Source organism: Mariniradius saccharolyticus AK6 (assembly GCF_000330725.2).
GTDB lineage: Bacteria > Bacteroidota > Bacteroidia > Cytophagales > Cyclobacteriaceae > Mariniradius > Mariniradius saccharolyticus.
In genome coordinates, this window is sequence record NZ_AMZY02000014.1 from 1 (window position 1) to 15,246 (window position 15,246).

Sequence of the window (15,246 nt, forward strand, 5' to 3'; positions counted from 1 at the left end):
CGGCAGAAATCCTGTTGTTGGCCAATGGAGTTTCATTCAGAATGAATGGTTCGGGCCGAGAATACGTCGCGAGTAATCCTGAATTCGGGATCAAACAGCTGAACCCCTCTATAGAAGTTAGCAAGAAAGTGATGGTTTTCCCAAATCCAACAACTGACAAAGTATCCATTCAGCCGCTTTGGATTGAGACAGGTCCACTAACAATGCATTTGGTTGACTCTAAGGGTCGCTTAATCATTGAAAAGACCGTAACAGTCCATGGCAGGGAGCTGGTTGTGGACTTGGGCATTCTAGGATTGTCTCCGGGTACCTATATCATTACCCTAGGCGATCGTAAAATATTGATGCAATTCAAAATTGTAAAAGAATAAAACGTCTAAGATAACCACAATTGTTCCGCAATAGTATAGATAAAAATTATGGTATGATCACCTTTTATGTATAATTTGATTCAACTTCAAGTACTTCTCATTTGGTTTTCGGCATTTTTGGGCAATTCAATCCAGTTTTCTTATCGGATTAGCGATTTAGACCAAATTGCTTTTCCCGGAGCTGAAGGATTCGGAAAATATGCCAGTGGCGGAAGAGGTGGATTGGTATACATTGTAACCAATCTCAATGACAGTGGCCCTGGAAGTCTCCGCTGGGCGGTAGAGGCCAAGGGACCACGAACCGTGGTGTTTGAGGTATCTGGCAATATTGAACTAAAGAGCCGATTGAATGTTGGGGATGGAAATTTGACTATTGCAGGGCAATCAGCACCCGGGGATGGAATTACCATTCAAAATTATCCTTTTCGAATTATCGGGAAAACCAATATCATTATTCGTTTTATTAGATTTCGTCATGGAGATTTGGGTGACGAAATTGGTGATGCTTTTGAAGCCAGATCTGGTTGTGAAAATCTAATGATTGATCACTGTTCTTTTTCCTGGGGTCTTGACGAGACCTGTTCTATTTATGGAGTATCCAATGCAACCATTCAAAATTGTATTGTTTCTGAGGGAATAAATGATGTTTCGAGATTTGACAAAAATTTCAAACATGCTTATGGCGGAATTATTGGAGGAATGAATGTTAGCTTCTACGGGAATCTTATGTGTCATTTTATGATTAGAATGCCTTCAATCGCAAAAGAATCTTCGATTCTGGACATAAGAAACAATGTTTTTTACAACTGGGGATTTCGACCAACAAATAATGGGTCAAAGGCCAAAACAAATCTAATTTCAAATTACTATAAACCGGGGCCAGCTACGAAAGCATTGCCAAGCCAACAATTAGTCGATCAAACTTTTCTGTGGGCAAGTTCTATTGAAAAGGATCCGATCACCTATGGAAAATTCTATTTGGAAGGCAATATGTTGGAGGGTAGGACGGAAATTCTTCAAAATCAATGGTTGGGAGTTAGGTTGGAGAACTCGGAAAGGACTCGAAGGTATTTGGACCTTTGCAAAAACAAGGACGCAAATGGAAATTTGATTCCATTTGAAGTCTCTGAGGGAATCTATTTACATAAGCTTACAGCGAGAGACGCGTTTTCATTTGTACTTGAAAATGCGGGTGCGAATCTTCATCGTGACGAGGTGGATCTAAGGCTGATTCACGAAGTAAAAACCGGTACGGCAAAATTTAAGGGATCGTTATCGGGTCTTTTGGGTATTATTGATAGCCAGGCTGATGTGGGCGGCTGGCCACAACTTAACTCCCAACCACCACCAATAGATACCGATCGGGACGGAATGCCGGATTATTGGGAAATTGAAAAGGGACTGAACCCAGAACGCAGAGATGACCGATTTTATAATTTGGACCCAAACTATACAAACCTCGAGGTTTATTTGAATGGCCTTGTGTCGCATCTAATGAGGCCCTAACAAGGAAAATTTGTAGCGCAAATAGTAGACTTGACAGTTTTGATAATATTGGAGTCAAACGATAACTAAAAAAAATATTTGCAGGGATGTCGCAACTCATAAAAATTTAGAATCACAAATTCTCTAGTTGGACAGATTTGTAAAAAAAAACTAAACAATGCGTAGAGTTCAGTAAATGTAAACTTTGCCATAAAAGGTCAAAAATGAAATGCTTGATTTACTAGGTTGATGGGATTTGTACAGTCTGCTTTAACATAGAGTTGTCCGACTTATTTGCCTGATAACCCAAGAATATCATAAATCAATTCTTTTTCTAAATTTGTTTTTCATGCTCTATTCTTAAAATTCACTGATACCTTTTTGTTAACACCCCTGACATTTGAAAAAAAAAATTATCGAAATGAAAAAGCCTCGAAAAATCTCACTACTGTTTGACCCGAGTAAGAGCATAACTGTCAACTACTCTCTATACCCAATATTTAAATCTAAGTTAGCCGATGAATTCTCATTCATCGATTCGAGAAAATATGATATTAGAAAAGACACCAATGAACATCTTGTAGTTTTTGCAAAGTACTTTGGAAATCTTTCTCCAGATGAACAATCTAGCCTAATTGAAAAGGCAAAAAATAAGTACCAAAAAGTTTGTTTTTTTGACGATCTTGATGGTAGTGAAATTCAGTTTTTCAAATATTTTGATGATTTCGACTTGTATTTCAAGAAACAGATATATTCTGATTTGTCATCGTACACAAGAAGGTTTAATGGAAACAAATTATTTATTGACTTTTACAGGTCACGGTTCGAATTTGAAATCAAATCGAACTCGAAATATGATGGCCAGTATTTGGGTGATTCTAAAAATTTAGGAAAAATTCGCCTTTGTTGGAACATTGGCATTGGTGACTATTTTTCAAATAGGTCAAAACTTATTCGTATTCTTTTTCCCATAGTGGGGCCAAATATCATTGGCAAATTAATGGGAAATTTTCCAAGTGCCCCAGGTAACGATGTGCAACGTATAAAAAAATGTCAGGCAAGATTCGGAGTAAACGAGCGAAGAAAGCATATCGACATCCAACGAAAGATCTTACTAGAAAAAGTTGATGGAAACGATATGTTTCTTTCTGGGAAATTGGATCCCAAACTTTATCAAAAAGAGATTAGAAAAATAAGTGCTGTTTTGAGTCCCTTTGGCTATGGTGAAGTGTGTTTCCGTGATTTTGAAGCTATATTAAATTCTGCTGTGCTTGTAAAACCAGATATGTCTCATTTAAATACTTGGCCTAACGTATTTAAACCGATGGAAACATTTTTGCCAATCGCTTGGGACGGAAGTAACTTAATTAGTCAGGTTCAGGATTTATTAACAAATGAAAAATTGGCAAAAGACCTTAGCAGAAACGCTTATCAAGAGCTCAGTCTTTCTTTTGGGCAAATTGACGAAAAAGTAAAGGAGTTCAAAACATTGATTTTAGAGTGATTCGTTAATATATATGTACGTATTTACGAACCCAGCAGAATTCAAAACACATACTTGTAGCTTTTTTTAAAAATTACTTGAATTATGTTGCTTTTACTTTCATTTATAGAATCTAAGTGGATTGGGATTGAATAAATTCTAGTTGACGAAAAGCTTATTGAAAAAATTTTTGGCTTTTTCATCCCAAACATAAAAAAACTGAAGATTTGGTTTGCGGACAAACCTGAATAAGAAAAACACTATTTCGTTTTGTTGAGCCTTTGGCGAAAGGCAATTTAAAATGACCGTTATTGAGTACATCGATTCCAAAAGAAGGTTTCAGGATTAAAACCAAAATTTTTTGTGTAGCAGACCCTTTACGGAAATACTCATTTTTTTGAAGATTCAGAATACTTTTTTGGTATGTAAATCAATGACTTGGAAATTATTCTTCGATTGTTAAAATTGCTACAAGGTTTGTTACCGTCTTGACATGCTTAATCACCCCATAAGCTTTTTTGACGAATAAACAAAGTTACATCTAAAGAAGTCTATTACGACTCATTTCCCTTTTCATTAATGGAAAGGTATGCCCTAGCAATATTATGAAAGCATTTCTACTAACAATCTTTGGAATAGTTTTTTCCGCCATCTCATTCGCCCAACAACCTAGGCTGGCTTTTCCTGGCGCAGAAGGATTCGGCAAATATACCAGCGGAGGCCGCGGAGGTAAAGTGTATATAGTTACCAACCTCAACGATAGCGGACCTGGGAGCTTGAGAGAAGCATTGGAATCGACTGAACCGAGAACGGTCGTATTTGAGGTTTCTGGAAATATTGAATTAAAAAGCTCTATAACTATACGAAACGGTAATTTAACAATTGCGGGCCAAACTGCTCCCGGAGATGGGGTAACACTAAAGAATTATCCTATGAGGGTTTTTGGAAGTCAAAATCTTATTATCAGATTTATTAGGTTTAGGCTTGGCGACCTAGCAAAAATTGAAGCGGATGCCTTTGAAGCTCGCGATGGTTCATTAGACTTGATTATCGACCATTGTTCATTTTCTTGGGGTACGGATGAGACATGTTCGGTATATCGAGTGAAAAATACCACGGTACAGAACTGCATTATTGCTGAAGGAATAAATGACGCATCTTATTTTGGAAAAGAGTTTAATCATGCCTACGGCGGTATTTGGGGCGGGGAAAATGTTTCATTTTTCAAGAACCTAATTTCACATTTTGTAATTCGATCACCTAGTATTGCATCAAACACCAATATCGCAGACCTAAGAAATAATGTTATTTACAACTGGAATTTCAGATCTACAAATAACGGCGAAAATGCAAACGCGAATTTTATCTCGAATTACTATAAGCCAGGTCCTGCAACGAAATTTCAACCAACAAATACCCAAATTGCAAACTTTTTTCTTTGGCCGACTGGACCCGAATATGGCAAGTTTTATTTGGAGGGAAATAAACTAGAAGGAAAGACAATCCTTGAGCAAGATCAGTGGCTCGGTGTCAGGCTTGAATCAGGTGACCTAACAGAACAATACTTGGAGCAATTGAAGAACAAGGACCAAAACGGGAGCTTGGTCCCGTTTCCTGTCCCTTCGCATATTTACTCCAAAACTATGACTGCGGACGAAGCCTATGAATCCGTCCTAGCAGCTGCCGGTGCAAGTTTGGTGAGGGATGCGGTTGACAAAAGGATTGTACAAGAGGTAAAAACTGGGACAGTTACCTTCAAAGGATCAAAGAACGGTCTTTTGGGCATCATCGACAGCCAAAATGATGTTGGCGGTTGGCCGGTGCTGCAATCGCTTCCTGCTCCCAAGGACACAGACAGGGATGGGATGCCGGATGCTTGGGAAACGGAACACGGATTGAATCCAAATTCCTATAATCCCAATGGTTACAATTTGGATCAGAACTACACCAATTTGGAGGTGTACCTCAATAGTTTGGTTTCCCATATCATGGAGCCTGGTAACGAGGAAATTGTGGCTGTGAGCGGGGTATCGGTTGATCCGAAAACGGCTACCATCGATGCCGGAAAAACCGTTCAAGTCACCGCAACTATCCAACCAAGTAATGCCTCCAATAAGCAAGTTACTTGGTCCAGTTCCAATACTGCCATTGCTACGGTAAATGGCAGCGGGTTGGTGACAGGGATTGCGCCTGGAAGCGTGGTGATTACTGCCAAAACTTCCGATGGGGGATTCACTGCTACCTCGACCATCACGGTCAATCAAACTACGCTTCCAAGTATTGTAAATCTGGTGTTGGTGGACGCAGGAGACAACAATGATTTTAGCGTACTCAGCAATAACATGGTCCTAGACAACTCAAAGATTTTCGGAAAAACATGGAATGTCCGGGCGAATTCAAATCCAAGCAGCATCGGAAGCGTGTATTTTAGCTTGACAGGACCTCTAGTGGCTACTAGGACCGAAAATTCAGCCCCATATGCTTTATTTGGCGACAGTGATGGCGTATATCAGGGTAGAGAATTACCTGCGGGAAAGTATGTGATTGAAGCAATTCCCTATTCGGGTTCCAACCGGAGTGGATCAGTTGGAGCCACTTACCGCATCGAATTTGAAATCAAAGATCTTCCCCCTTCCGCTCCAGCCCTTGTCAGCCCTGCGAACCAGGCGCTTGGCCAAGAATTGACAGGTATGCTTCAATGGGAGGATGTGGCCACTGCCAGCAATTACCGGGTACAGGTATCTGAATCATCCAGCTTTAGCACTTTGGTGGTTGACCAAGGTTCCCTTATGGACAATCAATTTTCTTACACCCTACCCAATTCAGGAACAAAGTATTATTGGAGGGTGATGGCCCGCAATGGAACAGGAAACAGCGGCTGGTCTTCCATTTGGAGTTTTACCACCAAAACATCGGTTCAGGTTCCAGGTATACCCGTTTTGTCCGCCCCAGCCAAGGACAGTTCGATCCCGGTTGGAAAAACAACCTTTTCTTGGAATACTGTCTCCGGCGCAGAGAAATACCGGCTTCAAGTTTCCAAGGAAGCCCAATTCAATTCTCCGACTTATGATGTGTACAACTTACCGGGCACTTCGGTCGAACTCGATGTCAAGGACCCAGGTACTTACTATTGGCGGGTCAGTGCCTCCAATCAAGGGGGTAGCGGTGCATTTTCCACAGCCTCGACTTTCCAAACCATTGCGCCCCCTACCCCACCCACTTTGGTGGCACCCAACAACCAATCTCTTGACTTATCCACAAGCGTTTTGTTGACTTGGGCGGCAGTTTCCAATGCTACTTCGTACAGGGTCCAAGTAGCGACTGTCCAAGACTTTTCTCAAGTTCAAAGAGATGTTTCCAATATTTCTTCCACCCAACTGCAGCTAGATAACCTTTCTGAAGGGGTGACTTACTATTGGCGGGTCAGGGCAGGTAATATGGCAGGAACCAGCAGCTATTCGACGGTTTGGGAATTTTCGACCAAGAGGCCGCTAACACCACCCGCTGCGCCTGTCTTGCTTACCCCAAGCTCAAATGCCGTAGTGGCGACAGGAAAGGTCCTGTTTTCTTGGCAAGGGGTATCCAACGCCAACAGTTGTCGCTTGCAGGTAGCCAAGGACGCTCAATTCAGTTCCCCAATACACGATTCTGGCAACCATACAAACACTTCCATCGAACTTGAGCTATTGGCTGCCGGGACTTATTTCTGGCGGGTCAGTGCTTCCAATCAGGCAGGGAGCAGTCCGTTTTCGGCTGCGAGATCTTTTGAAACGCTCAACCCGCCTAGTACCCCTCAGCTTGCATCACCCAACAACCAATCGCTTGACCAAGCCATTAGCGTTTTGCTAAGCTGGTCAGCAGCTTCGAATGCCAGTTCCTACAGGGTGCAAGTAGCAACAGTGAGGGATTTCTCCCAGGTACTGCGCGATGTTTCCAATGTGTCGGCAACACAGCTACAGGTCGACAACTTGGCGGAAGGCGTCACCTACTATTGGCGAGTCAGGGCGAGCAACCCTGTTGGAAATAGCAATTACTCCACGACATGGGAGTTTTCCACAAAGAAGGCGCTAACAGTTCCTGCCACGCCGATACTCAGCAGTCCAAGCAATTCCAGTGTTTTGAAAAAAGAACCCGTTCAAATGCAGTGGCAAAGTGTGGCCACTGCGGATGACTACCAAATTCAAATCTCCCTGAGTTCCAATTTCAGCCAGCAAATCCTGGTCAATGTGCAGGGGATCAGCGGGACTTCCTTCCAGTTCCAAGATTTGGCCTACAATACCGTGTATTTCTGGCGGGTAAGGGCAAGAAATGCCGCCGGATTTGGGCCTTATTCCAGCATTCGCAGTTTCAAAACGGAGGCGGAACCACAGTTGGCAGCCGCGATATTGCGTTCGCCCGCCAAGAATGGGCTGATTGAATCTGACCAAGTGGAGTTCAAGTGGTCCCCTGTACCTGAAGCAACAAGCTACACGCTATATCTGTCACAAGACTCCCTTTTCAAATCCGGCCAATCCATCTTGAGGAGTATTTCCGATACAAGCCTCCTGGTATCTGACCTGCAAAGGGACAAAAACTATTTCTGGAAAATCGAGGCGCTTGGTGCCAAAAAGTCTTCCTTCTCCGAAACTTGGAAATTCGCCATCGAAAAGGAAAAAGAAACGGAAGTCTTCCAATACCGTAGAGTCGACATCAACCTGTACCCCAACCCTGCTACGGACTTTATCAATCTGAGTTTCTCGGAGTTTGTTTCAGGAAAAGTATTGATCCAATTCCTGGACTCTAGGGGAACCTTGGTCTTGGCTCGCGAATTTGAAAACGTTGGCAACGAGTTGCGCTGGGATTTCTCTGGGCAAAACATACCTTCGGGCAAATACTTCCTCCGCATCCAAGGGGAGTGGTTTGTGGAAACAAAACAGGTATGGATTAAGTGAGAAATTAGGCGTTAGACGCGAAATGCAGGATACAAGACGCAAGATACAAGACGCAAGACAAAAGACAGGTGCCGACAGGACTGCTAGTTGGTGGAAAAGAAGGTTGATGGTTTTGATGTTGGAGGTTGGGAGGTTGGGAAGCGAGGAGGTAGTGTACCAAGTACGAAGAACCATGTACCAAGCAGATGGGGTACACGATGGGGAAATAATGGACCGCAGGAAGATTTGGTAATGACCTCTCCCCGGCCCTCTCCTTCAGGAGAGGGAGTCCACTAATGGCGAAGGTGCTTGTTCCAGATTTAGGTAGGAACAGCGCTAAATGGGGGAAGTGGGGTACCAAGTACGAAGTACCATGTACCAAGCAGATGGGGTACATGATGGGGAAATAATGGACCGCAGGAAGATTTGGTGATGACCTCTCCCCGGCCCTCTCCTTCAGGAGAGGGAGAACACCAATGGCGAAGGTACTTGTTCCAGATTTAGGTAGGAACAGCGCTAAATTGGGGAAGTGGGGTACCATGTACGAAGAGTACCATTTACCAATTAGATGGGGGCGTGAAGGGGAAATAGCGGAGTTCAGGAGGATTTGGTGATGACCTCTCACCGGCGCTCTCCATCAGGAGAGGGAGTCCACTAATGGCGAAGGTGCTTGTTCCAGATTTAGGTAGGAACAGCGCCAAGGAGGGAAGGTGGGGTACCAAGTACGAAGTACCATGTACCAAGAACATAGGGTACGTGACGGGGAACAAGCGGACCGCCGGAAGATTTGGTGATGACCTCTCCCTGCCCTCTCCTTCAGGAGAGGGAGTATACCAATGTCGAAGGTGCTTGTTCCAGATTTAGGTAGGAACAGCGCCAAGGGGGTAAGTGGGGTACGTACCAAGTACGAAGTACCATGTACCAAGTAAATGGACTTGAATGGGAACTTGCGGACCTTAGTAAGATTTGGTGATGACCTCTCCCTGGCCTCTCCTGTAGGAGAGGCAGAAGATTTGATTGGCAAGAATTTTATTCAAATTTCAGAAACCGCTGGCCCTTAAGGCAGTTTTATTTTGGAAACTACGATTCCCCTTGGATCACATGCCTACCATTGACAAACAAGGTTTTCCGCGGTGCTCGCAGCGAAATCGCGGCGTCCGCTGCGTGAAAACCATTGTAATCCGAGCCTCTGTGAAGATCGATTTTGTTTACTTGGGGAGACGATTTTGTTCGAAAATTTAGAGTAAGGAAGTTGTGATGGTCTGGAGATTCCTGGGTTCGGAAACGCAGGATAATTGGGTGCACTTCCTTTTGAATTCTTTCTGGCGAAAATCTTCCATGCTATTTTCCCACTGTATTGAATTTCTTACTTTAAATATCCAAAAGGGGTCTAATCAAAGGTTGGACGACATAAAGGGAAAGAATCCCGCTAATTTTTTGTGAATTAATTTAACGAAAATCCACTTCGGCAAAGTTTTTGTGTATCGGACGGAAACGGAATTGCCTATCGGCTTTCCGTTTACAGCTAAGCCTTAGTAAACGACAAACTCATCCATGGTAAACTTAAAGCTACCTTCCATTATTGCCTATATCTCAACGGCAATCCTTGCGTTCATTTTTCATTTCAACATCCAATCACAAACCTATCCTGTATCAGATTTTGATCCCAACCTGCAGCGCGTGGTTGCGTTTCCGGGGGCGGAGGGGTTTGGCAAATTCGCCACAGGGGGTCGTGGCGGTCAGGTCCTGAAGGTTACTAACCTGAATGATTCAGGACCAGGTAGTCTTCGTGCTGCCATAGACACCAAAGGTCCAAGGATAGTCGTATTCGAAGTTTCGGGAAATATCAAACTAAAGTCAGATTTGACCATCAGGGACGGCAATATCACGATTGCAGGCCAGACTGCTCCAGGCGATGGAATTACGATTCAGGGTTACCCGCTTAGAGTGTTTGATCAGAATAACGTAATTATTCGATATATAAGATCTAGACTTGGAGATCAAACAGGCGTTGAAGGAGATGCATTTGAAATCAAACGATCGAAAAATCTAATTATTGACCATTGTTCATTTTCATGGGGAACAGATGAAACATGTTCACTTGATGAGGTAGAGGATGCCACCGTTCAATACTGTATTATTGCTGAAGGCCTAAATGAACCTATTGTTCACAATAAATCGTCTCATTCATTTGGCTCCTTATTGGGAGGTAAAAATCTGTCATTTTTCGGAAATCTAATGGCTCATTTTCATATCAGAACTCCAAGTTTAACACAAGGCTCCGGTCCTAATGATTTGAGAAATAATGTAATATATAATTGGGGATTCAGATCTACAAATAATGGCGCCCTATCCTCCAATAACCTATTTTACAATTATTACAAACCAGGCCCCGCCACGAATGCGAACCCTTCTTCGGAAATGGTTAACCAGTTTTTTCTTTGGCCAACTGCTATAGATGCAGATCCAACCACCTATGCAAAATTTTTTTTGGAGGGTAACAAAATCCCTGGAAATTCTAGAATTTCAACAGACCAATGGAATGGAGTTAGGCTTGAAAATGGATCTCTAACCGAAACCTATTTAAATCGTTTAAAGAATAGAGATAATAACGGCAACTTGGTCCCTTTCCCTGTTCCGAATAATCTCTACAGTATCACTAGGACTGCAGATGAAGCATATTCGAATGTTTTAGCTTATGTTGGCGCAAATTTATTCAGAGACGCAGTTGATCAACGCATAATTAACGAGACTAGGAATGGAACCACAACCTTTCGGGGTTCAAAAACAGGGCTTTTGGGCATTATTGACAGTCAAAATGATGTGGGTGGATGGCCTACACTTCGCAGCCTGGCTGCGCCTGCTGATACTGACCAAGATGGCATGCCGGATACTTGGGAGACAGCCAATAACTTGAATCCCAACCGCTCGAACGACAGGGAATACAACCTCAACCCTTATTATACGGATATAGAGGTTTATATCAATTCATTGGTCGACAATTTGGTAAAAAGCCAATACCCCTCTACTCCATTGACCGTTAATCCGATCCTCCCTGCCGCGAATGCCAGCAATATTGCCCCCGTAGATATCAGCTTCGCCTGGGAGATGGTGCCCAATGCGGATACCTATCAGGTACAAATTTCGAAATCCTCGACTTTTGGCAGTGGTAATATTACCCTCAGTAATGTTAAGGAGCTCAGTTTAGTATACCCCCAGTTGGATGCCAATAGCACTTATTATTGGAGGGTAAGGGCTGTACGAAATGGGGTAATTGGTCCTTATTCGGGTACCCGAAGTTTTCAGACCAATTCTTTGTCTGCAGTGCCCGGCAGAACCCTACTGCTGCAACCTGCATCAAACTCGGTGGATATTGGCCTTGACCCTGTCTTTACTTGGGCCAAGGTACCCAATACCCAAAGCTACCAAATCCAGGTATCCACCCTAGCTGATTTCTCGTCTTTGGTCGTCAATCAAAGTGGCTTGACTGAAAATAGTTTTCAGAGCCCGAAATTATTGGAAAACCAAACGTACTATTGGCGTATACGGGCAAGGAACGCGAATGGAACGGGTAGCTACTCTGTCGTCAGTAGCTTCAAGACGGTTTCTTTGGCAGTTATGGCCGAGGAAGTGGTGCCTATTCGTCCCACTAACGGTGTGGTAATCAATCCAGTTAACATTCGCTTGGAGTGGCAACCAGTATCGGGTGCTGAATCCTATCGGGTGCAGGTTTCAACCAATAGTAGTTTTTCAAACAGTGCTGTATTCAAAGATGGGGTTGTGAATTCATTTTTGGATATCCCCAACCTGAACTCCAACACACTTTACTATTGGCGGGTGATTGCGGTGAATCGTGCCGGTATGGGAGAATACCCTATTACCCCCCAGACGTTCAAGACGGGGCCGTTTACCGAGGCTCCAGCCCAAATATCCTTGAACAGCCCTGCGCATGATGCTAATATCTTTTCCACCAGTATTACGTTTTCCTGGACAGCGAGCCCGATTGCCAAAGGCTATACCTTTCAATTGTCTACCCGGGAAGATTTCAGCACCTTTGTTCAAAACGTCAGCGGACTGACAAGTTCTTCACGCACCGTGTCCAATTTACAGGCAAACACCCAATACTTTTGGCGGGTATGGGCCAGCAACGAAGCGGGAAATAGTCCCATTTCTGAAATCCGGAAGGTTAGATCCGCTACCTATTCAGGAACGCCATCGGCAACAACTTTGGTCAGTCCTGCCATCAATGCGGTGGTGGGAGCAAGCAATATTCAATTTACGTGGCAAAACCAGCCCAACACGCAATATTATCGGATAGAAATATCAGAATCCACGTCCTTTAGTACCACCGTATATCGAAAAAACTCTATCCCGGGGACTTCTTGGATTGTTCCCTCATTGACTGTAAATAAAACATATTATTGGCGGGTAAGGACCTCCAACCCTGCCGGAACCGGTTCCTATTCCAGTGTTTGGAAGTTTTCGACCAACAGCGGCACTGTTAGCCTTTCACAGCCGAATCTTGTTTCTCCTGGTAACGCAAGCATGAATCAACCTACCAGTTTAAGCGTTAGTTGGAACCCAGTAACCAATGCGACATCCTATGATGTGCAGGTGTCTGAATCCAATACTTTTTCAACGATTGCATTCTCCCAGAGTGGGATTACAGCTACAAACACAACATTCGGATCTCTGCTGGAAAACAAAACCTATTTTTGGAGGGTTAGGGCGAAATCCGGTACGGTTGTCTCAAGTTGGTCTGAAATCTGGAATTTTGGTACAAACGGGAGCACTGAAAATTCGACCCTCACTTCTGGCTTGGTAGGACATTGGTCTATGGAAGACGGAAGTGGGAACCGTGTGTTGGATGTTTCAGGAACATCCAACCATGGAACGCTTCAAACCACCGCCAACGTCGCTTGGGTGGAAGGGAAGTCAGGTTTAGCTCTTCTACTGAATGGCTGGTCTAATCGCTTCGCCGTAATTCCGCACAACCAGTCATTGGAAATCCCCAATGCGGTCACAATATCTGCCTGGGTGAAACCAAACACCTTGCACCGAGGCACTATTCTTTCCAAATCTTCGGGAAACGGCTTTGAATTTTGGTTGGACAATAATGGACAATTGGAATTCCGCCTAAACCGTAGCTCCAATGGTTCCTCTTACGTATTGCGATCAAACTTTAATTACGGCAATAACCTGCAGGCTTGGATACACCTTGCAGCTACTTTTGACGGAAGTACAATGAAAATATTCGTCAATGGCAATGAGGACAAATCCGCAAGTTTCAATCCATTTGGAATTGGAACTACTTCAGGAAATCTTGTATTAGGGGCATTGGGGACCATTCAAAGAATGAATGGCGAGCTTGATGAGGTCATGCTGCACAATCGTGCCCTTAGCATAGAAGAGATTAGGCAGGCAATGCAGGGAGGCCTCTCTATTCAGACAATACCTTCACAATTAGCTGGACATTGGAAAATGGATGAGGGGAGCGGCAATATGTTTCGGGATGACTCAGGAAATGCGAATAACGCGAATATTATCAACAATTCTGGAGTATCTTGGTCCGAAGCGAAAATAGGTCTTGGCGTAAATCTAAATGGTTTCTCGGAACGATATGGAAGAGTACCTCACAATTCTAGTTTGGAACTTTCAAACGCACTGACAATCGCTGCCTGGGTCAAACCTAACGCCTTGCATAGGGGTACTATCGCTAGCAAGTCAGCAGGTAACGGTTTTGAACTTTGGCTGGATATTGATGGATTTATTGAATTCCGCCTCAATCGGACAAACAATGGCTCCACATACCGATTGAGGAGTAATTATAATTACTCAGGGGATATCGGAAAATGGATTCATGTGACTGCCACATTTGATGGGCAAACAAGTAAAATCTTTATCAACGGGACGGAAAGCACCAGTAAAACTTTTTCAGCACCTTTTGAAATTGGCACAAACTCTGGTGATCTAGTGATCGGTGCCTTAGGAACAATTCAGAGAATGAATGGGAGTTTGGATGATCTTAGGATTTACAGCGACGCGCTCTCCCCCAATGAAGTTTTCAACCTCGCAAACCCAAACCAACAAATGATGCGTCTAAATGGTGAAATTTCAAACAAAGGCACCTACATCAATCGAAATACAGAATCAAAGCCAAATGAAAATACCCCTGAATTCAATATTTCTGGCCAATTTGATACTTCTATTTTGTTGTATCCGAATCCCGCAGAAAAAACAATTTATGTTAAAAATCTTTGGGTGGAGGAAGGCATTATCAAAGTATTGATTTTCGACACAAATAGTAGAAACGTTAAAAGCTTGGAAAGCATTGTTCAGAATAACCAAATTGAAATGGATATTGACCAATTAGGCTTATCGACGGGTACTTATATTTTGATACTTCAAGATAATTTCCATCGTGAGATTTTGAGATTTATCAAAAAATAGTTCGCATGTCTAACACATAGGAGTGACCTTTGTTCTCCATAATTTTATTTGGAGACTTTAGCACTCCTATGAATTAACGGGCATTATAAGAAGTAGATTTAAGGCACCAGTTGTTCATACTTAGGAGAATTTATTTTGAACAGGCACAAACTTTTTTTAATCCAATCAGCAATAGGAATCTAACATCAGTTAAATGACAATGCGACAAAAAAATCCTTTCCAGATCATCGCAGAAAATTCGCTCACAATACACATTATCGGCTCGTCAATCACCATTAAGGCTTCAGTAAGAACTGCGGTAGCCGCTTATTTGGTTGTTAGCGCAATCCGCCAAGAATACCTAAGAGTCCCGAGGGTTCCAAAATGTATTTTAGGCATTCTGTATACATCTGATCTTCCTCGTAACCATCCAAAGAATTCGATAATTGTCCGGGAGAAGCACCTTTAATTAACATCTTTAATAAACTTAGGCAAACTTACAAAGCACGATTTAGAATTGAGGTTCAACCGGACATTTGAACATCTTATCATAATCTTTGAAAAGATT

The 15,246-nt window shown here is 43.0% G+C and carries 6 protein-coding genes; all 6 read left to right on the forward strand.

Annotated features, from left to right (window positions below; genetic code table 11):
* Positions 1 to 371: T9SS type A sorting domain-containing protein (locus tag C943_RS14345; RefSeq protein ID WP_040480792.1), on the forward strand; the 371-nt coding region annotated here is incomplete at its 5' end.
* Positions 372 to 437: 66 nt separating this feature from the next.
* A complete protein-coding gene (locus C943_RS14350; protein WP_008629143.1) occupies positions 438 to 1,877 on the forward strand; it encodes a pectate lyase family protein in 1,440 nt (479 codons plus the stop codon).
* Positions 1,878 to 2,277: 400 nt separating this feature from the next.
* Positions 2,278 to 3,360, forward strand: a complete 1,083-nt coding sequence (locus tag C943_RS14355) for a hypothetical protein (RefSeq protein WP_008629144.1) — start codon at positions 2,278 to 2,280, stop codon at positions 3,358 to 3,360.
* A 1,451-nt stretch (positions 3,361 to 4,811) separates the two neighbouring features.
* Complete coding sequence (locus C943_RS21510; RefSeq protein WP_211208889.1) at positions 4,812 to 8,270, forward strand: fibronectin type III domain-containing protein; 3,459 nt, start codon at positions 4,812 to 4,814, stop codon at positions 8,268 to 8,270.
* A 22-nt stretch (positions 8,271 to 8,292) separates the two neighbouring features.
* On the forward strand, positions 8,293 to 8,502 hold the full coding sequence (locus tag C943_RS14370) for a hypothetical protein (RefSeq protein WP_040480796.1): 210 nt from the start codon (positions 8,293 to 8,295) through the stop codon (positions 8,500 to 8,502).
* 1,610 nt (positions 8,503 to 10,112) lie between these two features.
* Positions 10,113 to 14,699: a LamG-like jellyroll fold domain-containing protein gene (locus tag C943_RS21515; protein ID WP_211208890.1), complete on the forward strand. Its 4,587-nt coding sequence runs from the start codon at positions 10,113 to 10,115 to the stop codon at positions 14,697 to 14,699.
* Positions 14,700 to 15,246 lie beyond the last annotated feature (547 nt).

Coding starts and splice junctions, on each gene's coding strand:
- C943_RS14370 (WP_040480796.1), top strand. CDS start 8,293: ATGCAGGATACAAGACGCAAGATACAAGACGCAAGACAAAAGACAGGT.
- C943_RS14355 (WP_008629144.1), top strand. CDS start 2,278: ATGAAAAAGCCTCGAAAAATCTCACTACTGTTTGACCCGAGTAAGAGC.
- C943_RS14350 (WP_008629143.1), top strand. CDS start 438: ATGTATAATTTGATTCAACTTCAAGTACTTCTCATTTGGTTTTCGGCA.